The following is a 23,081-nucleotide window of genomic DNA, read 5'->3' on the forward strand; positions in this document are numbered from 1 at the left end:
AAATTATGGTGCGCCGGCAGGCGACCGGATCGGCCTAGTCCTGGCCCCGGATGAAGAAAACTTCGGTCGAGGGCGGCGGTTCAAGTGGCAGACCCTCGGTTTCGATCCGGGCTGCCGCGGTCTCGTCAGCTCCACGGAGGAACTCGGTCAGCCGCTCGACTTCGTCGACCTCGCCGATGGCATCCGCAGCGTTACGGAGCGCGTACAGCGCGCGCAGGAATCCCTGGTTCGGCTCGTGCGACCACGGCACAGGACCCTGTCCACGCCAGCCAGCTTTACGCAAAGCGTCGAGCCCGCGGTGGTAACCGACCCGGGCATATGCGTAAGCGGCGATCGGGTGAGCAGAATCGAATGCCGCCTCGGCCAGACGCGCCCAGGCCAGCGACGACGTGGGATGCGCGGCGGCGACGGCAGCGAGATCATCGACAGTTGACGACCGGTCGATGGCGTCAACGACCTCGGGTTCCGCCGGCAGGCGTGTCTCCGGTACTCCGAGCAGGTTCTCTCCAGTCACGCGACCAGCCTACCGCGTCACTCGATGCACGGGCAGCGGAAGCGTTCTAGATCGAGACGCCGCGGGCGCGGAGGAAGGGAGCCGGGTTGGTGTGACTTCCGTAGACCTGGATCTTGAGGTCGAGGTGGCATCCGGTAGCGACGCCGGTCCGACCGACGTTTGCGATGAACGAACCGGCTTTCACGTAGCTTCCGACACCGACACGGTACGAGCCGGACTGCAGGTGACCGTAGACCGACTCAACGCCGCCACCGTGGTTGATGATGACCCGGTTGCCGAACCCACCGGCGTTGCCGACGAAGGTGACGCGACCGCCGGCGACGGCACGGATGGCCTTGCCACAGGGGTTCGCGAAGTCGATACCTGCGTGGAATGGAACGGAGCAGCCGGTACCGCCACACTTGATCGCGCGCGGGCCGTACCACGAGCTGATGTAGCCGGGCAGCGGACGCCACCAACCCTGTGCGGACGGCTGGAAGTATGTTCCGGTCGCGCCGGCGTTGGAACCGCCGCCACCACCGCCACCGCTGCTGCTTCCGCCACCGCTTCCGCTGTTGTTCTTGGCTGCTTCTGCTGCTGCTTTGGCCGCTGCCGCACGTTCACGTGCAGCACGCTCCTCGGCTGCTTTCTTCGCCGCGGCGACTCCGGCGGCATAGCCGGCTTCGACGGTCGCGGTCCGGCCCTCGAGATAGGACAGCTGGCCGAGGAGGGTCTCCTCGTGCTTCTCCTGCTCGGCGACGGCGGCCGCTGCGACAGCGGCGGCGTCCTCGGCTGCCTGGAGTTTCACTTCGGATTCAGCGCGGGCGGCTTCGAGCACCTCTGCGGCGACGACGGCCTGTTCACTCAGCGACGTGACCTGGTTGGCATCCTGCTTGGCATCATCAAGAAGCTGGGACGACAGGCCGGTGAGCTTGTCGATCGCACCGAGCTTGTAGAGCGTGTCATCGGCGTTCTCGGCGTCGACGAGCAGGCTCGCGGTGACGTCGAACGAGTTCGTCCTGCCCATGCGGGCGAACATCGATCCAGCCTGCTTGGCCGACGCTTCGGCTGATGCCTGAGCTTCTTCGAGCTGGATCTTGAGATCCGCGGATTTCTGTTCGGCGGCTTCTGCGACGATCAGCGCGTCCTGGTATTCGGCTGCGGCAGTGGCCGCCGCTTCCTGGGCTGCCGCTGATGCGTTACGCAGGTCCTCGATCAGCTTCTTGACGGAGTCGATCTGCGCCTTCTTGGCGGACTCGCTGGCCCGGGCGTTCTTCACATCTTCCCAGCTGGGGTAGCTGACTGCGGCTGCCGCGGGTGCGGAGATACCGACCGCTGACACCACAACCGCGAGTGAAACGGCAGCGACAAGGGATCGGAAACGCAAACGCATTTCTTCATGGTGGCAGAAAAAGAGCGATCTGTCTGGTGGGGTTGGGTGAGTCGCGTGGACCCAAAGCGGGTGACCCCCATTCTCCGCTTCGGGTCCGACGCGACTAGAAGAGGTCCTTTTCAGCGAGCCAGTCGGCAGCGAGAGCCTCGGGTGAGGCCTTCTCATCACCCTGGTTGCGACCATTGAGTTCGATCAGGTCCTCGGTGGTCAGTTCGGCTGAGACCGCGTTCAACACCTCTTTCACCGTGTCGGACGCCTTCTCCGAATTGATGAGCGGGAGAACGTTCTGCGGCAGGATCATGTTCTCGGGATCCTCGAGCGTCACGAAGTTGTTCTCCTTGATCGACGGGGTGGTCGAGAAGATGTCGGCGATGTTCACTGTGCCGTCGAGCAGGGCCGCCGTGGTGAGCGGTCCCCCCGAATCCGAGATCGGAACGAACTGGATGTTCGCTGCATCGACGCCGTAAACCTCGGTCAAGCCCTGCGGACCGTATGGTCGCTCAGCCAGTTCGGGGTTGCCGCCGACGATGAGCGGAACGTCGAGGTTCGCGAGATCAGCGAGGCTCGTGACGCCGTTGGATTCGCTGAATTCCTGGGTGACGTTGTAGCTGTCCTTGTCTTCCGCCTCGGCCTGGTCGAGGACTTCGAAGCCGTCCGGAAGCGCGTCGGGGAGGGCAGCGAAGACCTCCTCGCTCGACTTCGCGTCTGAATCTTCATCGAAGAACTGCAGCAGGTTTCCGCTGTAGTCGGGGATGAGGTCGATCGAGCCGTCCTCGAGAGCGGTGATGTAGACATCCCGCTGACCGATCTGGCCGGCGAACTCAACGGTGACGTCGTTCGCCTCGAGAGCCTGGGCGAAAATCTGGGCGATGATTTCCGACTCGGCGAAGCCGGCCGAGCCGACAATGATCGTTTCGCCGTCACCGGACGGCTCGCTGCCGGGCTCCAGTGGGTCGCCCCCCGCCCCGCAACCGGTGAGAGCGAGAACGGTGCCCGCCGCGAGGATTCCTGCGGCGAGACGGCCGCGTTGTGAAGTGAACATGATTTTCCTTACTGTGTGGTTGGTGCGTCGCCATCAGGCCGAGCGGGTTGCACGGACTCCGGCGGGGACGGTGAGTCGCTGGATCAGAATGAGGATGCCCTCGAGCGCCAGGGCGAGCAGGGTGACGAGAAGCGCTCCGACAAGCACTTTTGTGTAGTCGCGCACGGGAAGAGCGTCGATGATGTAGCGGCCGAGACCGCCGAGCGAGATGTATGCGGCGACCGTCGCCGTGGCGACAACCTGCAGCACCGCTGAGCGGATACCGCCGATGATGAGAGGCAGCGCGAGCGGAATCTCCACCTTCCACAGGATCTGCCATTCCGTCATTCCCATCGACCGCGCCGCATCCACCGTTCTCGGATCGACCGATTCCACCCCGGAGTATGCGCCGGCGAGGAGCGGCGGAATGGCGAGGACGACGAGCACGATGATCGTCGGGATGAGAGCGAGCCGGATCCCGAAGCCGAAGGCGATCGCGAGATAGGTGAGCAGGCCAAGTGTGGGAAGAGCACGCAGTGCGCCCGTTGCGCCGATCGAAATCCCGCGGAAGCGTCCGGTGTGACCGATGTACAACCCGAGTGTGACGGCGAGAAGCACGGCGATGAGAACGGTGAGCCCGGTGTACCCGAGGTGTTCGGCAAGTCGGGTCGGGATGCCGTCGGGCCCGGTCCAGTGGGCGGGATCGCCGATCCACGCCACCGCTTCGGCGATCGCATTCATGCGGTCACCGCCTTCGTGGTTGCTGTCTTCGCGTTGCGGCGGGCCGCAGTGTCGACGCGCGCCCACGGCAGGAGCATCCGTCCGAGTATGACGAGCACGACATCGAAAACGATGGCGATGAGTACCGTGCCGACGATGCCGGTGAGGATCTCGGTAGCGAAGTTCCGCTGGTAGCCGTTGGTGAAGAGGTAGCCGAGGCCGGACATCCCGACGAGGGCTCCGAGTGTGACGAGGCTCACGGTGCTCGTGGACACGACACGCAGGCCGGCGAGCAGCACGGGCCCGGCGAGCGGAAGTTCGACCTGCCAGAACCTCCGCCAGCCGCCGAACCCGACTGCCGTCGCGGACTGGGTCACGTCCTTCGAGACCGCATCGAAAGCATCCGTCGCTGTTCGCACCATGAGGGCGATCGCGTAGATCGTGAGAGTCACGATGAGGTTCGCCGGGTTGAGGATTTTGGTACCGAGCAGGGTAGGCATCGCCACGATGAGGGCGAGTGATGGGATCGTGTAGAGCAGACCGCATACAGTGAGCAACACGCCCCTCGACACCCGGTAGCGGTGGGCGAGCCAGCCGATCGGAACGGCGAGAAGGAACCCGACGAGGATCGGCGGAACACTGAGCAGAATGTGGTCGAGGGTGAGCGACCAGATCTGCTCGATGTTCGCCAGGACCCAGGTCATGTCGGGGTGCCGTCGTTCAGGATGCCGGCGATCCGCCCGGTTCCGTCGACCACCACCTGGCGGCCGGAAACCTGTTCGATTCGGAGCGCGCGTCGCCCACGGTCAGCGCCGACGAACGTGTTCACGAAGTCATCGGCGGGGTTGGCGAGAATGTCAGCCGGCGTGCCCACTTGCGCGATCTTGCCGCCGGTCTTGAGGAGGACCACCTGGTCTCCGAGCAGGAACGCTTCGTCGATGTCGTGGGTGACGAAAACGATCGTCTTGGCGAGGTCCTTCTGAATGCGCACCAGTTCCTGCTGCAGTTCGCTCCGCACGAGCGGGTCGACGGCACCGAAAGGTTCGTCCATGAGGAGAATGTTGGGATTCACGGCGAGGCCGCGCGCGACTCCCACCCGCTGCTGCTGACCACCGGAGAGCTGGGACGGGTATCGCTCGGCGAGCGATCGGTCGAGGCCGACGGTGTCCATCAGCTCGAGCGCCTGGGTTCTGGCGGCGGGTCGCTTCACCCCGGAAAGCAGCGGGACGGTGGCGATGTTGTCCGCGACGGTGCGGTGCGGCAGCAGGCCCGAATTCTGCATGACGTATCCGATACTGCGCCGAAGTTTCACGGGTTCGAGCGTCGAGATGTCGTCGTCATCGATCCGGATGCTGCCCGCCGTGGGATCGACCATCCGGTTGATCATCCGCAGAAGCGTCGTCTTGCCCGATCCGCTCGAACCAACCAGAACGGTTGTGGTGCGAGACGGAAGGGTCAGGTTGAAGTCGTCGACCGCGAGAGTCCCGTCGGGGAACCTCTTCGAAACCGAGTCGAATGTGATCATAGTTACCCCCTCGAGCGACGTCGTTCGAGGGAACTGCGCATGATTTCAGCGTAGACAGTGCGGCGCGGAGAACGCCACCATTGTTACGCCGGGGTCTGCTGGTGTAGGGCGATGTGCCAACTGCCACCGCCGTACAGGTACGTGGTCGACATACGCAGTTCCACAGTGTCTTTCCCACGCCGCGCGATGGCGCGGTACGCGACCGTCCCGGCACGGTCACCGAGCCGGATGATCGCCGGCTCATGGATCTCATACGAGTCCCACGGATCGACCCCGGCGAAAGAGGCAGCGATGCCGTCCCGGCCGATCGCCGCACCCTCGACGATCATGAGCGCATCGCGCGTCATCGCTCGTGCATAGTGTTCACCGCCACGTCCCTCGAGGATGGCCTTCCAGCCGGCGTGCTCCTCGCGCAAGAGGATGGCGGGCAGATCGTCAGTGATCTCAGTCATGGCTTCACGCTAGTGCGTCGGGGATGCCACCGGACCATTTGCATCGAAACTGACGTGTTGCATCACCCAGGTGTGCATGGTGACAGCTGCCGCCGCCGAGGCGTTGATCGACCTGGTCGACCCGAACTGGCTGATCTCGAGCACAGCATCGGATGCCGCGATCGCCTCGGGAGACAACCCAGGGCCCTCCTGGCCGAAGAGCATCAGGCAACGCTCAGGCAGGCGGAACGTCTCGATCAGCACGGAGCCGGGCACGTTGTCGATTCCAAGGATCGGCAGGTTCTCCGAGCGAGCCCAGTCGACCAGCCCCGCGACATCCGCATGGTGCAGCACGTGCTGGTAGCGGTCCGTCACCATCGCACCGCGTTTGTTCCAGCGCCGGCGCCCGACGATGTGCACCGTGTCGGCACCGAACGCGTTGGCCGTACGCACGATCGATCCGATGTTCATGTCATGCTGCCAGTTCTCGATGGCGACGTGGAACGGATGCCGGTGCTCATCGAGGTCCGCGACGATCGCCTCGAGCTTCCAGTAACGGTAACGGTCGATGACGTTTCGGGTGTCACCGTGGGTGAGAAGGTCCGGGTCGAAGTAGTGCTCTTCGGGCCACTCCCCCTGCCACGGTCCGACACCGTTCGTCGACAGCTCGTGGCTGGGGTTCTCGGCAGGAGGATGAAGCATCCTTCCAGCCTACGGGCGATGTCGTCTGGATTTTCGCGCCACCAGAGTCTTTTCGGTGTACCGAAAGATTGCTACAGTTTCGGCATGCCGAAATCTGTCGTCGCTGCCCCGGAGCCGACACCGCTCCGTCAAGCGAAGCCGCCACGGCTGCTGTGGCTCCTCGGTCCCGCCCTCGTTGCCGGTGTCGCTTATCTGGACCCGGGCAACGTCGCGAGCAACATGACGGCAGGGGCACAGTACGGCTACCTGCTCGTCTGGGTGGTCGTCGCCGGCAACATCATGGCCTGGCTGATCCAGTACCTCTCGGCGAAGCTCGGCATCGTCACCGGCAGGAGCCTGCCCGAGATCCTCGGCGAGCGCCTGAAGTCCCGGCCAGGGCGGCTCTCGTACTGGCTGCAGGCGGAACTCGTCGCGATGGCCACCGACGTCGCCGAGGTCATCGGCGGCGCCGTCGCCCTCTACCTCCTGTTCGACCTTCCACTCATCGTGGGAGGCATCATCACCGGGGCAGTCTCGATGGTGATGCTCACCATCCAGTCCCGTCGCGGCCCGCGCGCATTCGAATTCGTCATCGCAAGCCTGCTCATCATCATCGCCATCGGGTTCAGCGCGGGTGTCTTTCTTCATCCCCCGGATGCCAGTGGCGTCGCATCCGGTCTCGTGCCCCGCTTCGAGGACACGAACTCCGTGCTCCTCGCCGCTTCGATCCTCGGCGCAACGATCATGCCGCACGCCATTTACGCGCACTCCGCGCTCACCCGCGACCGATTCGCCGTCCGTGCAGCGGGGCTGACGACCGCGCGGCTCCTCACCGTCACCCGCTGGGACGTGTCGATCGCCATGATCATCGCCGGGAGCGTGAACCTGGCCATCCTGCTCCTCGCGGCGACCAACCTCGCCGGTGTCCCAGGGACGGACAGCCTCGAGGGCGCCCATGCCGCCCTCGAAACCTCCATCGGCCCTGTCGTCGCGACGCTCTTCGCCGTCGGACTGCTGGCCTCAGGGCTCGCGTCGACCTCTGTCGGCGCGTATGCGGGGGCCGAGATCATGCAGGGTCTCCTGAAGGTACGCATCGCCCTCCTCACCCGTCGGCTGATCTCGCTGATTCCGGCGCTCGTCATCCTCGGGATCGGATTCGACCCGACCGCTGCCCTCGTCCTGAGCCAGGTCGTCCTGTCGTTCGGGATCCCGTTCGCCCTCATCCCCCTCGTGATCCTCACCGCCAGGTCGAGTGTTCTCGGCACGTTCGCGAACCGGTGGCTGACCACGGCGGCCGGGGTCGTGGCATCCGTTCTTCTCGTCTCACTCAATGCGGTACTCCTCTTCCTGCTCTTCACGGGCGCTGCGTGAAGCGCGGATACGCTGGAGGTCCCATGAAGCCGTCGAAACCCGTTGTCGAGGACTACCTCAAGACCATCTATGCCCACACCGAGTGGCAGGCGGATGCCATCACCCCCTCCGCGCTCGCGGTGAGACTCGGGCTCGCACCGTCGACCGTCACAGAGATGGTCAAGAAGCTCGCCGCCGCCGGACTCGTCTCCCACGTGCGTTACGGGGCCATCAGCCTCACGGAGACGGGCAGGGCCAAGGCCGTGGCCGTTGTCCGCCGGCACCGTCTCGTCGAGACCTGGCTGGTCCGGGAGATGGGGTACAGCTGGGACGAGGTGCACGACGAAGCCGAAGTTCTTGAACACGCCATCAGCGACCGCCTGCTTGCGAGCATCGATGAACGGCTCGGGCACCCGGACCGCGACCCGCACGGCGACCCCATCCCCGCGGCGAACGGATCGGTGCGCCGCGAACGTGCCGTGCTGCTCGAGGAGGCCGAGCGCGGTCATACCGGAACGGTGCTGCGGATCAGCGACCGCAGCTCTGCGTTGTTGCGCGACCTGGAGGCATCCGGAATCGATGTCGGTTCGACGGTGTCGGTCGACGAGGGCGCCGTTCTGCTGGGTTCGACCCGCGTGGAGCTGCCCGCGGACGCCGGGACGGCCATCTGGCTCAGTGCCTGAGCCCGCCACCCTAAACTGGCTTCGAGCGAAGGAGTTGCGGCATGACGAGACGCGATGAAGTTGAATGCTGGCTGACCGACATGGACGGCGTGCTGGTGCACGAAAACCGGCCACTGCCAGGAGCAGCGGACCTGCTGCAGCAGTGGCGCGACCAGAACAAGCCATACCTGGTGCTGACCAACAACTCCATCTTCACTCCCCGCGACCTCAGCGCACGGCTTCGGGCATCCGGTCTCGATGTTCCCGAGGAGTTCATCTGGACCTCCGCCCTCGCGACGGCTGCTTTCCTCAAGGACCAGATGCCCGGCGGTTCCGCCTTCGTCATCGGTGAGGCGGGAATCACGACGGCCCTCCACGAGGCCGGCTTCATCATGACCGAGACGGCACCCGACTACGTCGTCGTCGGCGAGACGCGCAACTACTCGTTCGAAGCCATCACCAAGGCGATCCGCCTGATCAACAACGGTGCCCGTTTCATCGCGACGAACCCGGATGCCACGGGGCCGAGCGCAGACGGCCCGATGCCCGCGACCGGCGCGATTGCGGCGCTCATCACGAAGGCCACCGGCAAGGAACCATACATTGTGGGCAAGCCGAACCCGATGATGTTCCGTTCCGCCCTCAACAAGATCGGTGCCCACTCGGAGAACACCGGAATGATCGGTGACCGGATGGACACAGACGTCGTCGCCGGGATCGAGGCCGGGCTGCACACGATCCTCGTGCTCACCGGGATCAGCGACGAGGCGGAGATCAACAAGTACCCGTTCCGACCCTCAGAGATCCTCGGCGGCGTTGTGGATCTGCTCGAGCCGCACCCGATCGAGTCAGAGGTCGTCTGACCGGACGGACTGCCCCTCGCTCAGCCCTGCGCTGTCGCGAGGGAGCCGGTGAGCTGTTCCCCGCTTGAACGGCTGACGAAGCAGTAGTAGTTCCGCTCCCCGCTCGCCCACTGCTCTTCGGTCACCGGGTACGTTCCCTGGACCTGCAGGTCGTCATACTCGCCAGCAGCCTCGGCGTTCAGGACCCCCGGAGCACTGCACCACAGCGAGAGCTGGGCTAGGATCGCTTCCTCGCCGGGATAGGCGGCAGCCGGGTCGGCGTTCACCGGTGCGGTGAACACCATCTGGGCGGTGTGCCCTGCTCCACAATCGACGACGGTGAATGTCTCGGCCCACGGTGTCGAGTACGGCTCGAGGCATTCGCCGCCGCCGAGGGCGGTCCAGTCCTGTTCGCCCGGGGCGGCAGGACCGACGGGAGCAGCAGGAGCGGTGGGGGTCGGCGTCGGCGTTTCCGTCGGGGTAGGGCTGGGAGATGCGGTCTCGGTCGGCGCAGGCCCGGCAAGCAGGCGTGGCAGTTGTGAGCCGAGGAAGAACAGCCCACCGAGGACCAGGATCGCGACAAGTGCGATGGCAGCGATGATCACCGGTCGCGGCGCGCGGGCCGCTGCGGGGCGCGTCGGCCGAGCCGGGCGGTCAGCCGGCGGTTCGTCCGATCCGCCGGTGCCGTCCGTCGCTGCTGCCGGTGTTGGCACGGCCGACTTCCGCCGTAAGCCGGGGGCGATCGCCGGCTCGGCGAGGGGCGCGATGATCACCGGCTCTGGTGCCTGCTGCTGCTCCGCCTCCTGCCGCAACTGACGGCGGGACGGCAGCCCGGTGTCCGTGTCGTTGACGGCGTTGTCTGCGTCGTCAGGGTCCTCCGGCCGCGGGGCCTGAACAGGAAGCACAGCGGTCGCGTCGTCCGGGGGCGCGTCGACGGGGCTGGATGCCCCCTGGGATCCGGGCGCTGAATCCGGCGTGTGGATGAGCGGGTCGAGCGCGTCGTTGGGGGTGAGTTTCCAGCTGAAGTTGTCGAGATCCTCTGTCTCGTTCTCGGATTCGTCGGACGAGTTCCCGGTCATCGGCCCGTCGGCGGTGACGTCGTCATCCGTGAGTTCCGGAGCGGGAGCAGACGCGGGAACGACGTAGTCCGACTGGGCCTCCTCCTCGATGATGTGTTCGCGAGCCGACCGCGGCTTGAAGAGCGGCGGCTCGGCCGAGGGGATCAGCCCCGTCTCGGCCTCATCTGCCGGGCTCTCGTCGATGTCGACCTCGCCTGCTCCGTCGGCATCCGCTTCGTCCACGTCATCCGCTTCATCGACGATGAGCGGTTCGGGGGTGAAGACCGGGGCAGGAGCAGGAGCGGGCGGTGGAACGAAGGCGGGTTCGGGCACGAAGCTGAAATCGTCATCCCGGGTCGGTTCGGCAGCGACCTCAGACCGCGAGTCGGCGACGGGCTCGTCACGTGGAGGCTCGAATCGCGCCGGCTCGGGCAGGTCGGGTTCGCTCGGGTTCTGCTCCGAAGAGTCAGCGGCCTCGCCTTCGGCATCCCGCGGGGCGCGAGCCTCAGGGTTCACGATCGCTTCAGCGGCGATGAGCTTCTCGCGCCACCAGGCCATCACGGGCCGGTCGGCTTTGCCGGTGTTGCCGACCTCGTCGTCGGCGCCTGCATCGTCGGCGCTTGGGCGCCCTGCGTCATCCGCGTCGTGCGAGGCGGGCCGGATGGCATCCATCTGACCTGTCGGTTCCCCGTCGAGCTGGGAGAGCAACCAGTCAGCACCGACGACGTCTCCCTCTCCTGTCGGCGGATCGACCGGAGTGTCGTCTTCGTCGCCGCGGCGTCCGGAGTCGTCAGACATTATTCGAGTCCCAGGTCAGAGAGGCCGATCGCGGCGAAGTAGGGATAGCCGGCGTTCTCGATGATCTCGCGAGCACCGGTGTTGCGGTCGACCACGACGGCGACGCCGGCAATTTCAGCGCCCACCTTCTTGAGCGCCTCGATCGCTGCCAAGGGCGATCCGCCCGTCGTGGACGTGTCCTCGAGAACGATGACGCGCTTCCCGGCCAGTTCGGGCCCTTCGACCTGCTTGCCGCGACCGTGATCCTTCGGTTCCTTGCGCACCACGAACGCGTCGTAGGCGAGGCCGCGGGCGGCACCCTGGTGCAGAACGGCGGCGGCGACCGGGTCCGCTCCCATCGTCATCCCGCCGACGGCGACGACATCCGGCACATCCGCGATGAGGTCGAGCATGACCTGCCCGATGAGCGGAGCGACTCGGTGGTCGAGGCTGACCCGGCGCAGGTCGACGTAATAGCTGGCCTTCTTGCCGCTCGTGAGCGTGAAGTCCCCGTGGAACACGGCATCCGCCGTGATGTACTCGATAAGTTGCTTACGCGCGTCGGTCACGTCCGCCAGTTTAGCGATGCACGGTTGCGGGCAGCGAATACCCGTATGATGCCGCGCCGCGCACAACGAAATCGCGCCCGCCCCGGGGACTCTCGCATCTGGCGCTGCGGGTCACCCGGGAGGGCGCGAAAACGGTGAACTGCCTTACGGCAGCAGAGCATAGGTGCGCGTAGGCACCCGACGATATCCGTCGCGCTTCACGACAACGAAGCTACCGACGACGGCGGCAGCACTCAGGGCTGCCATGCCTGCAAAGAATACGAACATGAGGATTCCAGTCCCTTCCGTGGGTGAAATGCGGCGGTCGCCGCTGGATACTCTTCAATACTGCCCGCTTCAACTATTCAGGACAAGCGCACAAAGCTTGACTGACTCAGTAGCATTGCTACATGGATGTTCGACGTCTCGACCTGCTCCGTGAACTGGCCGACCGCGGGAGCATCGCCGCCGTCGCCGCGGCTACACACCGAACACCGTCAGCCGTGTCCCAGCAGTTGAAAGTGCTCGAACGCGAGGCGGGCGTTCCGCTCACGGAACGCAGCGGGCGTGGCATCCTGCTGACGGATGCCGGTCGCGCGCTCGCCCGCAGCGCAACCGATATCGCTGTCGCCATCGAACGCGCGGGCGCGGTCTGGGACGAGTATCGCAACGACGCCACGGGAACGGTGAGCGTCGCGACGTTTCCGACCGCCGGGCAGATGCTCCTGCCGAAGGTGCTCGCCTCCCTGCGCTCGACCCCCGGCCTCGACGTGACGATGGCGGATCGCGATCCGGAAACCGAGGACTTCCCGGCACTCACCACCGATTTCGACATCGTGCTCGCGCATTCCGTGCCCGGAGGCCGGTCCTGGAGCGGGCGCGGACTGCGCAACCTGTACCTGCTGAGTGAACCGCTCGACATCGCGCTCCCGGTCGGACACCGGCTCGCCGGCGTGAGCGTCCTCACTCCCGAGCACCTCATCGATGAACCCTGGATCGGCGTGCCGGAGGGGTACCCGTTCGACCGGCTGCTGCACGAGATCGAAGCGGTGACCGGGGCGTCACTCGACGTGGTGCAGCGGGTCACCTCCAGCCGCATCACCGAAGCTCTCGTTGCCGCGGGAATCGGAATCAGCATGATTCCGCGCTACACGGCATCCGGGCCGGAACGTGGCATCGTGACCCGCCCCCTCACCGGCGTCGACATGTCGAGACACATCGTGGCGTTGATGCGGCCGGACAAGGCCGAGCGTCTCGCGGTGCGGACGGTGGCGGAAGCACTGCAGAGGGAAGCCACCGCCCTCCAGCAGACGCACGACCCGGTCGACGATCCCGCGCCGTTCACGTCTCCGCGCTGGACCTAGAAACACGAGTTGCCCGGTCTCGCGGGTCCGGAGCTCCGGACACCCACGAAACCGGGCAACTCGATCGTCTGATCAGTCGTGCTCGGGGAATCCGAGGTTGATTCCACCGTGGCTCGGGTCGAGCCACCGGCTGGTCACCGCCTTCTCACGCGTGAAGAACTCGACACCGTGCGGCCCGTACGCCTTCGCGTCGCCGAACATCGAGTTCTTCCAGCCACCGAACGAGTGGTACGCGACCGGGACAGGGATCGGCACGTTGATGCCGACCATGCCCACGGTGACCTCACGCTGGAACCGCCGTGCTGCCCCACCGTCGTTCGTGAAGATGGCGGTGCCGTTGCCGTATTGGCTGTCGTTGATGATGCCGAGTCCTTCGGCGTAGCTCGACACCCGCACCACCGAAAGGATCGGACCGAAGATCTCGTCGCTGTAGACGGTCGACGATGTCGGCACATTGTCGATGAGTGTCGGGCCGAACCAGAAGCCGCCCTCGTCACCGTCGACCTCAGGGTTCCGTCCGTCGACCACGACGGTGGCGCCATCCGCTGTCGCAACGTCGACGTATGAGGCGACCTTGTCTCGGTGCACCTCCGTGATCAGGGGGCCCATGTCACAGCCGCGGCGTCCGTCTCCCGTCTTGAGCGACGACATCCGTTCCGTGATGCGGGCGACGAGGTCGTCGGCGATGGTGTCGACGGCGAGCAGCACGCTGATCGCCATGCACCGCTCCCCCGCCGAACCGAAACCGGCGTTGACGGCAGCGTCTGCGGCGAGGTCGAGGTCGGCGTCCGGCAGCACGAGCATGTGGTTCTTCGCCCCGCCGAGCGCCTGGACACGTTTGCCGTGGTGGGCCGCGGTCTCGTAGATGTAGCGGGCGATCGGCGTCGACCCGACGAACGAGATCGACTGGACGACGGGATGCTCGAGCAGGGCATCGACGGCTTCCTTGTCGCCGTGCACGACATTGAACACACCGTCGGGGAGCCCCGCTTCCGTGAGCAGTTCGGCCATCCAGATGGCAGCCGACGGGTCCTTCTCACTCGGCTTCAGCACGACCGTGTTACCCGCAGCGATTGCAATCGGGAAGAACCACAGCGGAACCATGGCCGGGAAGTTGAACGGGCTGATGATGCCGACAACACCGAGCGCCTGCTTGAGGGTGTAGACGTCGACGCCGGTGGAGACGTTCTCCGAGTACTCACCCTTGAGCAGGTGCGGGATGCCGGTGGCGAAGTCCACGACTTCGAGGCCGCGCGCGATCTCCCCGCCGGCATCCGACAGAACTTTGCCGTGCTCGGAGGTGAGGATCTCGGCGAGTTCACCCTTGCGGGAGTTCAGCAGCTCACGGAAGTTGAAGAGGACGGCCTGCCGCTTCGACAGGGAGGCGTCGCTCCACGCCGGGAAGGCGGCGGCCGCTGCCTGGACAGCGCTGTCGACGTCGGCAACGCTGCCGAGGCGGACCTCTTTCTCGACGACCCCGGTCGCCGGGTTGAACACGGGGGCTGTGCGTGACGAGTCCCCTTCGGCTGCCGATCCACCGATGAAGTGGTTGATGTATGTGGTCATGCGTGTCCTCCCTGGACGGTGGTGAAGACGGCGTCGTAGGCGGCCAGGGCCTCGGCTACCTCGTCGTCGGTGACGGTGCACGGCGGCACCACGTGGATTCTGTTGTCCTGCACGAACGGCAGCAGGCCGCGCCCGACGAGGGCTGCCTTGATCTGTCCCATGGTCGCCGCCGGCAGCGGCTCGCGTGTGGCCCGATCGGCGACCAGCTCCATCGCCCAGAACACGCCCTCGCCGCGCACTTCGCCGATGACGTCGTGCTTGTCGGCGAGATTGGCGAGGCCGGGGCCGATCGCCTCACGGCCGACCCGCGCCGCGTTGTCGACGATTCCCTCGCCGGCCATCGCATCGAGCGCGCCGATGATCGACGCCATGGCGAGCGGATGCCCCGAGTAGGTCAGCCCGCCCGGGAACACCGTTTCGTCGAAATCGGCGGCGATCGGGTCGGAGATGACGACGCCGCCTGCGGGGACGTAGCCGGAGTTGACCCCCTTCGCGAAGGTGATGAGGTCGGGAACGACGTCGTACCCGTCGAAAGCGAACCAGCGCCCGGTGCGACCGAACCCGGCCATCACCTCGTCGAGGATGAGCACGATGCCATACCGGTCGCACAGGGCTCGGACCCCGGCGAGATACCCGGGCGGCGGCACGAGGATGCCTGCGGTTCCCGGAACGGTCTCGAGCATGATGGCAGCGATGGTCGCTGCGCCCTCACCCTGGATGACCCGCTCGAGGTGATGCAGTGCGCGCTCCGTCTCCTGTTCAGGCGTCGTCGCCCAGAACTCAGAGCGGTACAGGTATGGGCCGAAGAAATGCACGTGCCCGCGCGCGTATTCGTTGGGCATCCGGCGCCAGTCCCCGGTCGCGACGATGGCAGCACCGGTGTTGCCATGGTACGAACGGTAGGTCGAGAGGACTTTGTCGCGTCCGGTGTGGAGGCGAGCCATCCGGATCGCGTTCTCGTTGGCATCCGCACCGCCGTTGGTGAAGAAGACCTTGTTGAAGCCGTCTGGAGCGCGATCGGTGATGCGTTTCGCCGCTTCTCCCCTGGTCAGGTTTGCCGTCGACGGCGCGATGGTGGTGAGCAGGTCTGCCTGTTCCTTGATCGCCGCGATGACGGCCGGATGCTGGTGACCGATATTCACATTCACCAGCTGGCTGGAGAAGTCGAGGTACTCCGTGCCCTCGAAGTCCCACACTCTCGTTCCGAGACCACCGGCGATGACCAGGGGTTTGAGCGAACCCTGCGCTGACCAGGAATGAAAGACGTGGGCGCGGTCGAGGTCGAGTGTGTGCTGATTGCTGTCTGACGTGAGCGGAAGTGCCACGACATCTCCTTTGTTGCGTGTTACCGATGGGATCCCGGGTGGACGGACGGTGTCCGCCCACCCGGGGGGGAACTACTGGCCGCCCTCGTTGAGGGTGACCTCGATGGGTTCGAAGTTCTCGCCCGTCACGTCGACGCCCTCTTCCTCCAGTGCGTCGAGGGCCTGCTGGATGTAGTCGTTCGTCCAGACGCCGGCCGGCGGCTCCTCGGTGATGAGGGCCGCGCCACTTTCGTTGACGGCGGAGAGCGCGCCGGCGACGGTACGTTCGAACGCTGCCTGGTCGATGAAGCCGATGCCGTTCTCAGCCGGCCAGATGAGCTTGTTCGTTTCGTTCACCATCCACAGTTCGTGGCTGGGGCCCCAGCCGGAACCCTCGGCGAGTGTGATCTCGGCAGCGTCCTCCGGGTTCTCCGCCGCGAAGATCCAGCCCTTGATCACGGCTTTGAGGAACGAGACGGTGGTGTCCTGGTAGTCCTCGTCGTTCTCGAGCTTCTCCGAGTCGGCCCAGATGGCATCCTGCAGCATCGCGCCGACGGTGTCTTCGTAGCTGATGACGTTGAAGTCGTCCTCGGTGTAGAGCTCGCCCGTGTCAGGGTCCACGGTCTCGAGCAGCTGCGCGTATTCGTTGTACGTCATCGCCTGCGCCGCGTCGATATCACCCTGCAGGAACGCGTTCATGTTGAAGTCCTGAGTGATGATCTCGACCGTGGAGGAGTCGAGACCCTCTTCGGCCATGGCGGCGAAGATCTCCCACTCGTTTCCGAAGCCCCACGAGCCGATCTTCTTGCCCTCGAAGTCGGCGACGCTTTCGATGCCCGAGTCGGCCCACGACACCTGAAGGGTCCCTGACCTCTGGAAGATCTGCGCGATGTTGGTGACGTTCGCGCCGGCCTCAATCGAGCCGAGGACCTTGGGAACCCACGCGATGGCGTAGTCGACGTCTCCGTTGGCGAGTGCGTCCTGAGGAACGATGTCACCTCCGGACGGGATGATTTCGACGTCGAGGCCCTCCTCTTCGAAGTAGCCCTGGTCGAGCGCGGCGAAATAGCCGGCGAACTGTCCCTGCGGCAGCCACTGCAACTGCAGTTTCACCTCGGTGAGTTCGTCGTCGCCCCCGCCGGTGTTCGATCCTGTCCCGGAGTCGGCTGGTCCTGAACATGCGGAGAGTACGAGCGCTGCCGAGACGGCAAGCGCACCAACCGTCGCGAAGCGACGTGTGCTGTGTTTCATGGTCTGTCCTTTCATGCGTGCGTGGGGTTTGACCGTCGGTCCGGGCGGACCGGGGACATTCATGTGCGCTGCCTGCCGCGGGTTGCGAGGCGTTCCAGAGCGAGGGTGGCGAGGAAGAAGATCAGTCCGAGGGCGATCGACGCGAGCACGTATGCCCACGCCCTGGGGTAGGCGCTCGACGCGGCGGAGGTCGAGATGAGACCGCCGAGCCCACCGCGCGGGCCACCGAAGTATTCGGCGACGAGAGCGGAAATCACCGCGAGTGACGAGGCGATGCGGATGCCGGTGAAGACGAACGGGACGGCCGTCGGCAGCGTCACGGTGCGAACGATCTGCCCGGATGACGCGGCGTAGACCTTCATGAGGTCGCGGTGCACAGGAAGGGTTTGCCGAAATCCGCGGAGCGTGTTGATGAAGACGGGCACGAACGACGCGAGACCGGCGATCGCCTGCCGCCCGAACTGGCTGTCCGCCCCGAACATCGAGTTCAGCACCGGGGCGAGGGCGACGATCGGGATGACGGCGAGAGACGCGACGATGGGCGCGCTCATCTGGTCGATCGGGCGCCAGCCGGCCGCAAGAGCAGCCAGCAGGATGCCGAGAATCGAGCCGATCACGAGGCCAAGCAGCGCGTTCAGTCCTGTGATCATCGTCGCTGAGACCATCGACGGGAAGAACTCGACGAACTGTTCCACGATCGCAGCGGGACTCGGCAGGAGGTAATCGCTGACGCCGACGACGCTCACGAGGAACTGCCACACTCCGAGCACGAGCACGCCGACGGCGACAGGGGCGACGATCCGGAGTGTCGTGTCTCTTTTCGCGGAGGGGGCCGAGCGGCCCGAAAGCGTCAGGGCCATCAGCGGTTCTCCACTCCCCGCGCCCCTGTGGGAACGGGAGATCCGGTGTGCAGGGCTTCGCGCACCGCGGTGACTCCATCGAAGAACGCCCGTTCCTCACGGAGCGCCTCGGCGTGAGCCGGATCCCGGTTGAGACCCATCGGGACGATCTCCTGGATGCGGCCCGGTCGCGGCGACATGACGACGACACGGTCGGAGAGGTAGACCGCCTCGGGGATCGAGTGGGTGACGAACACGACGGCCGCGCCGGTTTCGGCGCAGATCCGCAGCAACTCGGTCTGCATCCGTTCCCTCGTCATTTCGTCGAGCGCACCGAACGGTTCGTCCATGAGCAACAGGTCAGGCTTCTCGGCGAGCGCTCGAGCGATAGCGACGCGCTGCTGCATGCCGCCCGAGAGCTGGTCGGGATACCGATCGGCGAAGTCGCTCAGCCCGACCATGTCGAGGAGTTCACCGACCCGCGCGGTCCGGTCACGACCGGATGCCCCGTGGAGCTCGAGCGGGAGCCCGACGTTCGCCGCGACGGTTCGCCAGGGGAGCAGACCGGCCTGCTGGAATGCGATGCCATAGTCCTGGTCGAGCCGCGCCTGCTTCGCCGACTTTCCGAAGACCGTCACCGTTCCCGCTGTCGGCTGGTCGAGGTCGGCGATGAGCCGCATCAGGGTGGATTTTCCGCAGCCGGACGGGCCGATGAGTGAGATGAACTCCCCCGCCGAGACAGTGAGGTCGATCCCGGTGAGCGCGTCAACCTGTCCCGAGCGGGTATCGAAGGTCTTGTCGACACCCGTCACGGTGACGGCGTCGACCGTGCGGGTCGGTGCAACTGGGGTTTCGGGTAGCTGAGTCACGCGTTGATCTCCACACGTCGGTAGTTCCTGAGGATGGCGCCGAGGATGGCGACCGAGCCTGCCGCTGCCAGGCCGAGCACGATGGAACCGAAAATGGGTCCCCATGCCTTGGACGGATCACCGCTGGCCTGGCCGGCGTACTGGATGAGGATGCGCCCGATTCCGCCCTGCATTCCCGTCGAGACTTCGGCGACGACGGCACCGATGACGGCGTTCGCAGCGCCGAGGCGAAGGGCGGGGAGCAGGTACGGGATGGATGCGGGGATCCGCAGCTTGACGAGCGTCTTCCACCAGCCGACCCCGTAAGTTCTCATGAGTTCGGTGTGGATGGTGTCTGGCGACTGAAGTCCCTTGAGAGCGCCGACAGCGATCGGGAAGAACGCGAGGTACGACGCGATCACCGCGACGCTCATCCAGTCCTGCCATTCGAACGCACCGATCTCGATGCGTGACCCCCAGCTGCGAACGACCGGAGCGAATGCGATGAGCGGAACGGTCTGGCTGAGGATGATCCAGGGCAGGAGACCCCATTCCGCGAGTCGCCACCGCTGCATGATCAACGCGAGCGCGAAGCCGACGACGATGCCGACAAGCCAGCCGACGGCAGCGATCCCGAGCGTGACGAGCGCGGCGAGCGCCACTTCGAGCCACAGCGGGTTCGCCGTCGCCGAGCGGGTGACCGGGTCGAACAGCCTGGCGATCATGTCCCAGGTGTGGGGCATCGCGAGATCGGTGGTGCGCGGAAGGATCCGGGCATCGCCGATCACGACTCCGTCGGACGGACCGAGCAACTTGTAGAGCTCCCACGCCGCCGCAAGGACGAGAATGCCGAGCACCCCGTACGCCCAGCGCGCCAGCTCCCTGGCGGGCGCACCACGGCGCCGCCGGATCGCCGGGGCCAGGGTTTCGGCGGTCATGCCGTCGCCACGATCTTTTCCCGGAGCGCTGGAATCACGGCCTCGCCGTAGACCCGCAGCGTTTCTTCCTTGTTGTCGTGCTGGAGGTACCCGGCGAACTGGTCGACGCCGATGCTCTTCAGCTCTTCGAGCTTGGCGATGTGCTCGCTCGCCGTGCCCATCACGCAGAACCGCTCGACGATCTCGTCCGGAACGAAGGCAGCGTGGGTGTTGCCGGCCTTGCCGTGCTCGTTGTAGTCGTACGACTCCCGGCCCTGGATGTAATCGGTGAGGGCCTGGGGGATCGCCCCTCCCGTTCCGTATTTGGCGACGATGTCGGCGACGTGGTTGCCGACCATGCCCCCGAACCACCGGCACTGGTCGCGCATGTGCTCCCAGTCGTCGCCGATGTACATGGGCGCCGCGACGCAGAATTTGATCGACATCGGATCGCGTCCCGCCTGCTCCGCGGCATCCCGAACCGTCTTGATCATCCATTTGGCGATGTCGACGTCGGCGAGCTGCAGGATGAAGCCGTCGCCGACCTCACCCGTCAGTTTGAGGGCGAGCGGCCCGTATGCCGCCACCCATACGTCGAGTTTCGACCCGACGCTCCACGGGAACTGCACGGTCGCACCGTTGTACTCCACCGGCCGGGAGTTGCCGAGTTCGCGAATGACGTGGATCGATTCGCGCAGCGTCTTGAGCGTCGTCGGTGCGCCGTTGGTGGTGCGGACCGCGGAGTCTCCCCGTCCGATGCCGCAGATCGTGCGGTTTCCATACATCTCGTTGAGGGTGGCGTAGGTGGATGCCGTCACCGTCCAGTCCCTGGTGGCCGGATTAGTGACCATGGGGCCGACGGTGATCCTCTTCGTTTCGTTGAGGATCTGGCTGTAGATGACATACGGTTCCTGCCACAACAAATGAGAGTCGAACGTCCACACGTGACTGAAACCGTATTGCTCGGCGAGCTTGGCGAGGTGGACGGTTCTCGAGGCGGGCGGGTTGGTCTGGATTACTGCTCCGAAGTCCATGGATGCCCTTAGATCAGGTACTGGCTGAGGCCGCGGTGGACGTACTTGCCGTCGCCCTTGGTGCCCAGGTACTGGTTGTCGTCGACGATGACCTTGCCGCGGGAGAGCACGGTGTCGACGTGGCCGTCGATCTCGTATCCTTCCCAGGCGGAGTAGTCCATGTTCATGTGGTGCGTCTTGCCCACTCCGATGGACGTGTGGCCGTTGGGGTCGTAGATGACGACGTCGCCATCCGCGCCCGGCTGGAGCACACCCTTCTTTCCGTACATACCGAACATGCGGGCCGGAGTGGTGGAGGTGATCTCGACCCAGCGTTCGAGCGAGATCTTCTTGTCTACGACGCCCTGGTAGAGCAGGTCCATCCGGTGTTCGACACTCCCGATCCCGTTGGGAATCTTGGAGAAGTCCCCGATTCCCATGTCTTTCTGCCCCTTCATGCAGAACGGACAGTGGTCGGTGGACACCATCTGGATGTCGTTCGTACGCAGGCTCTGCCACATGTGGTGCTGGTGCCCTTCGTGCTTGGATCGAAGCGGCGTCGAGCACACCCATTTGGCGCCCTCGAAGTCTCCCCACTCCTCGCTCGATGCACCGAGCTGGTCTTCGAGTGAGAGGTACAGGTACTGCGGGCAGGTCTCCCCGAACACGTTCTGGCCGTTGTCCCTCGCCTGGGCGATCTGCTCGACGGCTTGCTTGGCGCTGACGTGAACGACGTACAGGGGAGCACCGGTCAGGTTGGCCAGCATGATGGCCCGGTGAGTTGCTTCTTCTTCTGCCTGCCAGGGCCGCGTCATGCCGTGATAGTACGGCGTGGTGTTTCCGGCCTGGAGTGATTGCTGCACGAGGAGGTCGATGACGCTTCCGTTCTCGGCGTGCATCATGATCATCGAGCCGTTGTCGCTCGCGCGCTGCATGGCCTTGACGATCTGTCCGTCGTCGGAGAGGAACACACCCTTGTAGGCCATGAAAAGCTTGAAGCTCGACACTCCCTCGCGAACGAGTTCGTCCATCGCCGTCAGTGACGAATCCTGAACGTCGCTGAGGATCTGGTGGAACCCGTAGTCGATCGCGCAATTGCTGCGCGCCTTCTCGTGCCAGAGCGAGAACTGGTCGAGCACGTTCTCGCCGGCGTACTGCACGACGAAGTCGACGATGCTCGTCGTTCCGCCGTGCGCGGCGGCGCGGGTTCCGGTCTCGAAGGTGTCGCTCGCGAAAGTGCCGCCGAACGGCATCTCCATGTGGGTGTGTGCGTCGATCCCGCCGGGGATGACGTACTTGCCGGCAGCGTCGATCACGGAGTCGACATTGTTCTCGACGTCGAATCCGAGCAGGGTCGACCCGGGGGCGAGCACGGCGGCGATGGTTTCACCGTCGATGAGCACATCGGCCGGGGCTGAGCCGGTCGAGTTCACGACGGTGCCGTTCTTGATGAGGGTTTTCATGGTTTTCCTCTCTCGGTACCGACCGGCTATGGCTTGGGGATCGACGTGTAGGACTCCGGGCGACGGTCACGGTAGAACTGCCAGTCGTCGCGGACTTTCTTGATCATGTCGAGGTCGAGGTCGCGGATGACGATGTCCTCGTGTTCCGAACTGCCGCGTTCGCCGACGAAGTTCCCCTGGGGGTCTGCGAACTGGCTCGTGCCGTAGAACGTGACAGCGAGGTCGCCGTATTCGTTGTCCTCGGTACCGACGCGGTTCGGCGCGGCGACGAAGTAGCCGTTTGCGGCTGCGGCCGTCGCCTGTTCGAGGTCCCACAGCCTGTTGGAGAGGCCCGGCTTCGTGGCGTTCGGGTTGAAGACGATCTGGGCACCGTTGAGTCCGAGTTCACGCCAGCCCTCCGGGAAATGGCGGTCGTAACAGATGTAGACGCCGACGGGGCCGACAGCGGTGTCGAACACCGGGTAACCCATGTTCCCCGGGCGGAAGTAGAACTTCTCGTAGAACTTTTCGAGGTGGGGGATGTGGTGCTTGCGGTACTTGCCGAGGATGGTTCCGTCGTTGTCGACGACGACGGCGGTGTTGTAATACACGCCGGGCATGTCTTCCTCATAGATGGGAAGAACCATCACGAGGTTGAGTTCCTTCGCGAGCTTCGCGAAGCGCTGGACGATGGGGCCATCGGCCGGTTCTGCGAACTCGTAGTACTTCTTGTCTTCGGTGATCCCGAAGTATGGGCCGTAGAACAGCTCCTGGAAGCAAATGATCTGCGCTCCCTGAGCAGCAGCGTCCCGAGCGAACTGTTCGTGTTTCGCGATCATGGATTCTTTGTCGCCGGTCCAGGTTGTCTGGGTGATTGCGGCGCGAACTACCGTCATCTCTAGCCTCCGTATCGTCATTGAGCGGTGGGCGCATTACGCCTGATGTGGCGTCCTCTTACCGAAGTGGTAAACCCCGGTCCGGGGACTGTTTTACTGTTCCGCTCATTTGTTATTATTTGAGTTGAACATTTCTCTAT

The 23,081-nt window shown here is 65.1% G+C and carries 23 protein-coding genes; 4 read left to right on the forward strand and 19 right to left on the reverse strand.

Going from position 1 to position 23,081, the window contains the following annotated elements:
• Positions 1-34: 34 nt before the first annotated feature.
• The 8 genes from D9V29_RS02630 to D9V29_RS02665 all read right to left on the reverse strand — a co-directional run bounded on the left by D9V29_RS02630 (position 35) and on the right by D9V29_RS02665 (position 6,285).
• Positions 35-514, reverse strand: a complete 480-nt coding sequence (locus D9V29_RS02630; protein WP_121671779.1) for a DUF3151 domain-containing protein — start codon at positions 512-514, stop codon at positions 35-37.
• Positions 515-560: 46 nt separating this feature from the next.
• A complete protein-coding gene (locus D9V29_RS02635) occupies positions 561-1,886 on the reverse strand; it encodes a M23 family metallopeptidase (protein ID WP_121671780.1) in 1,326 nt (441 codons plus the stop codon).
• A 103-nt stretch (positions 1,887-1,989) separates the two neighbouring features.
• Positions 1,990-2,928, reverse strand: coding sequence for an ABC transporter substrate-binding protein (locus D9V29_RS02640; RefSeq protein ID WP_121671781.1), 939 nt, complete (start codon positions 2,926-2,928; stop codon positions 1,990-1,992).
• Positions 2,929-2,961: 33 nt separating this feature from the next.
• Positions 2,962-3,648: an ABC transporter permease gene (locus D9V29_RS02645; protein ID WP_121671782.1), complete on the reverse strand. Its 687-nt coding sequence runs from the start codon at positions 3,646-3,648 to the stop codon at positions 2,962-2,964.
• Positions 3,645-4,331, reverse strand: coding sequence for an ABC transporter permease (locus D9V29_RS02650; protein ID WP_121671783.1), 687 nt, complete (start codon positions 4,329-4,331; stop codon positions 3,645-3,647). Before D9V29_RS02650 ends, D9V29_RS02645 begins: the two co-directional genes overlap by 4 nt.
• Positions 4,328-5,152: an ABC transporter ATP-binding protein gene (locus D9V29_RS02655; protein ID WP_121671784.1), complete on the reverse strand. Its 825-nt coding sequence runs from the start codon at positions 5,150-5,152 to the stop codon at positions 4,328-4,330. The genes D9V29_RS02650 and D9V29_RS02655 overlap by 4 nt, the downstream gene beginning before the upstream one ends.
• Positions 5,153-5,235: 83 nt before the next feature.
• Positions 5,236-5,604: a DUF4440 domain-containing protein gene (locus tag D9V29_RS02660; RefSeq protein WP_121671785.1), complete on the reverse strand. Its 369-nt coding sequence runs from the start codon at positions 5,602-5,604 to the stop codon at positions 5,236-5,238.
• Positions 5,605-5,613: 9 nt separating this feature from the next.
• On the reverse strand, positions 5,614-6,285 hold the full coding sequence (locus D9V29_RS02665; RefSeq protein ID WP_121671786.1) for a TrmH family RNA methyltransferase: 672 nt from the start codon (positions 6,283-6,285) through the stop codon (positions 5,614-5,616).
• A gap of 84 nt (positions 6,286-6,369) precedes the next feature.
• Here D9V29_RS02665 and D9V29_RS02670 point away from each other — a divergent pair, with 84 nt between their 5' ends.
• Genes D9V29_RS02670 through D9V29_RS02680 form a run of 3 tightly spaced genes read left to right on the forward strand, consistent with a single transcriptional unit; the run spans position 6,370 to position 9,139 of the window.
• Positions 6,370-7,635 (forward strand): Nramp family divalent metal transporter, encoded by a 1,266-nt coding sequence (locus D9V29_RS02670; RefSeq protein ID WP_121671787.1) that lies wholly within the window; start codon positions 6,370-6,372, stop codon positions 7,633-7,635.
• Between the two features lie 23 nt (positions 7,636-7,658).
• The gene (locus tag D9V29_RS02675; protein ID WP_121671788.1) at positions 7,659-8,297 is read left to right on the forward strand and encodes a metal-dependent transcriptional regulator; all 639 of its coding nucleotides are present in this window, start codon (positions 7,659-7,661) and stop codon (positions 8,295-8,297) included.
• A 41-nt stretch (positions 8,298-8,338) separates the two neighbouring features.
• On the forward strand, positions 8,339-9,139 hold the full coding sequence (locus D9V29_RS02680; protein WP_121671789.1) for an HAD-IIA family hydrolase: 801 nt from the start codon (positions 8,339-8,341) through the stop codon (positions 9,137-9,139).
• Positions 9,140-9,159: 20 nt separating this feature from the next.
• Here D9V29_RS02680 and D9V29_RS02685 read toward each other — a convergent pair whose 3' ends face one another.
• Complete coding sequence (locus tag D9V29_RS02685; RefSeq protein ID WP_121671790.1) at positions 9,160-10,974, reverse strand: hypothetical protein; 1,815 nt, start codon at positions 10,972-10,974, stop codon at positions 9,160-9,162.
• Positions 10,974-11,522 (reverse strand): orotate phosphoribosyltransferase, encoded by a 549-nt coding sequence (gene pyrE / locus D9V29_RS02690; protein WP_121671791.1) that lies wholly within the window; start codon positions 11,520-11,522, stop codon positions 10,974-10,976. The genes D9V29_RS02685 and pyrE overlap by 1 nt, the downstream gene beginning before the upstream one ends.
• A 389-nt stretch (positions 11,523-11,911) precedes the next feature.
• Between pyrE and D9V29_RS02695 the strand changes: the two genes are divergently transcribed.
• A complete protein-coding gene (locus tag D9V29_RS02695) occupies positions 11,912-12,865 on the forward strand; it encodes a LysR family transcriptional regulator (RefSeq protein ID WP_121671792.1) in 954 nt (317 codons plus the stop codon).
• 72 nt (positions 12,866-12,937) lie between these two features.
• Here the strand turns inward: D9V29_RS02695 and D9V29_RS02700 are convergent, their stop codons facing one another.
• The 9 genes from D9V29_RS02700 to D9V29_RS02740 all read right to left on the reverse strand — a co-directional run bounded on the left by D9V29_RS02700 (position 12,938) and on the right by D9V29_RS02740 (position 22,941).
• A complete protein-coding gene (locus D9V29_RS02700) occupies positions 12,938-14,431 on the reverse strand; it encodes a CoA-acylating methylmalonate-semialdehyde dehydrogenase (protein ID WP_121671793.1) in 1,494 nt (497 codons plus the stop codon).
• Positions 14,428-15,756: an aspartate aminotransferase family protein gene (locus tag D9V29_RS02705; RefSeq protein ID WP_121671794.1), complete on the reverse strand. Its 1,329-nt coding sequence runs from the start codon at positions 15,754-15,756 to the stop codon at positions 14,428-14,430. Before D9V29_RS02705 ends, D9V29_RS02700 begins: the two co-directional genes overlap by 4 nt.
• 72 nt (positions 15,757-15,828) lie before the next feature.
• Entirely contained in the window at positions 15,829-16,986 is a 1,158-nt protein-coding gene (locus tag D9V29_RS02710; protein ID WP_121672021.1) for an ABC transporter substrate-binding protein, read from the reverse strand.
• Between the two features lie 59 nt (positions 16,987-17,045).
• The gene (locus D9V29_RS02715) at positions 17,046-17,846 is read right to left on the reverse strand and encodes an ABC transporter permease (RefSeq protein ID WP_121671795.1); all 801 of its coding nucleotides are present in this window, start codon (positions 17,844-17,846) and stop codon (positions 17,046-17,048) included.
• Positions 17,846-18,694, reverse strand: a complete 849-nt coding sequence (locus D9V29_RS02720) for an ABC transporter ATP-binding protein (RefSeq protein ID WP_229790441.1) — start codon at positions 18,692-18,694, stop codon at positions 17,846-17,848. The genes D9V29_RS02715 and D9V29_RS02720 overlap by 1 nt, the downstream gene beginning before the upstream one ends.
• A complete protein-coding gene (locus tag D9V29_RS02725; protein WP_121671797.1) occupies positions 18,691-19,611 on the reverse strand; it encodes an ABC transporter permease in 921 nt (306 codons plus the stop codon). The genes D9V29_RS02720 and D9V29_RS02725 overlap by 4 nt, the downstream gene beginning before the upstream one ends.
• A complete protein-coding gene (locus D9V29_RS02730; RefSeq protein ID WP_121671798.1) occupies positions 19,608-20,624 on the reverse strand; it encodes a TIGR03842 family LLM class F420-dependent oxidoreductase in 1,017 nt (338 codons plus the stop codon). Before D9V29_RS02730 ends, D9V29_RS02725 begins: the two co-directional genes overlap by 4 nt.
• An 8-nt stretch (positions 20,625-20,632) precedes the next feature.
• Complete coding sequence (hydA, locus tag D9V29_RS02735) at positions 20,633-22,066, reverse strand: dihydropyrimidinase (RefSeq protein ID WP_121671799.1); 1,434 nt, start codon at positions 22,064-22,066, stop codon at positions 20,633-20,635.
• Between the two features lie 26 nt (positions 22,067-22,092).
• A complete protein-coding gene (locus tag D9V29_RS02740; protein ID WP_121671800.1) occupies positions 22,093-22,941 on the reverse strand; it encodes a nitrilase-related carbon-nitrogen hydrolase in 849 nt (282 codons plus the stop codon).
• Positions 22,942-23,081 lie beyond the last annotated feature (140 nt).

Origin of the sequence: Mycetocola manganoxydans (assembly GCF_003667545.1) — a bacterium.
Classification (GTDB): Bacteria; Actinomycetota; Actinomycetes; order Actinomycetales; family Microbacteriaceae; genus Mycetocola_A; species Mycetocola_A manganoxydans.

Bases quoted from the DNA above. Each gene is read 5' to 3' on its own strand.
- D9V29_RS02640 (WP_121671781.1), bottom strand. From the start codon at position 2,928: ATGTTCACTTCACAACGCGGCCGTCTCGCCGCAGGAATCCTCGCGGCG.
- D9V29_RS02740 (WP_121671800.1), bottom strand. From the start codon at position 22,941: ATGACGGTAGTTCGCGCCGCAATCACCCAGACAACCTGGACCGGCGAC.
- D9V29_RS02710 (WP_121672021.1), bottom strand. From the start codon at position 16,986: ATGAAACACAGCACACGTCGCTTCGCGACGGTTGGTGCGCTTGCCGTC.
- hydA (WP_121671799.1), bottom strand. From the start codon at position 22,066: ATGAAAACCCTCATCAAGAACGGCACCGTCGTGAACTCGACCGGCTCA.
- D9V29_RS02675 (WP_121671788.1), top strand. From the start codon at position 7,659: ATGAAGCCGTCGAAACCCGTTGTCGAGGACTACCTCAAGACCATCTAT.
- D9V29_RS02655 (WP_121671784.1), bottom strand. From the start codon at position 5,152: ATGATCACATTCGACTCGGTTTCGAAGAGGTTCCCCGACGGGACTCTC.
- D9V29_RS02635 (WP_121671780.1), bottom strand. From the start codon at position 1,886: ATGCGTTTGCGTTTCCGATCCCTTGTCGCTGCCGTTTCACTCGCGGTT.
- D9V29_RS02700 (WP_121671793.1), bottom strand. From the start codon at position 14,431: ATGACCACATACATCAACCACTTCATCGGTGGATCGGCAGCCGAAGGG.
- D9V29_RS02680 (WP_121671789.1), top strand. From the start codon at position 8,339: ATGACGAGACGCGATGAAGTTGAATGCTGGCTGACCGACATGGACGGC.
- D9V29_RS02685 (WP_121671790.1), bottom strand. From the start codon at position 10,974: ATGTCTGACGACTCCGGACGCCGCGGCGACGAAGACGACACTCCGGTC.
- D9V29_RS02665 (WP_121671786.1), bottom strand. From the start codon at position 6,285: ATGCTTCATCCTCCTGCCGAGAACCCCAGCCACGAGCTGTCGACGAAC.
- D9V29_RS02695 (WP_121671792.1), top strand. From the start codon at position 11,912: ATGGATGTTCGACGTCTCGACCTGCTCCGTGAACTGGCCGACCGCGGG.
- D9V29_RS02715 (WP_121671795.1), bottom strand. From the start codon at position 17,846: ATGGCCCTGACGCTTTCGGGCCGCTCGGCCCCCTCCGCGAAAAGAGAC.
- D9V29_RS02660 (WP_121671785.1), bottom strand. From the start codon at position 5,604: ATGACTGAGATCACTGACGATCTGCCCGCCATCCTCTTGCGCGAGGAG.
- D9V29_RS02725 (WP_121671797.1), bottom strand. From the start codon at position 19,611: ATGACCGCCGAAACCCTGGCCCCGGCGATCCGGCGGCGCCGTGGTGCG.
- D9V29_RS02730 (WP_121671798.1), bottom strand. From the start codon at position 20,624: ATGGACTTCGGAGCAGTAATCCAGACCAACCCGCCCGCCTCGAGAACC.
- D9V29_RS02650 (WP_121671783.1), bottom strand. From the start codon at position 4,331: ATGACCTGGGTCCTGGCGAACATCGAGCAGATCTGGTCGCTCACCCTC.
- D9V29_RS02645 (WP_121671782.1), bottom strand. From the start codon at position 3,648: ATGAATGCGATCGCCGAAGCGGTGGCGTGGATCGGCGATCCCGCCCAC.
- D9V29_RS02670 (WP_121671787.1), top strand. From the start codon at position 6,370: ATGCCGAAATCTGTCGTCGCTGCCCCGGAGCCGACACCGCTCCGTCAA.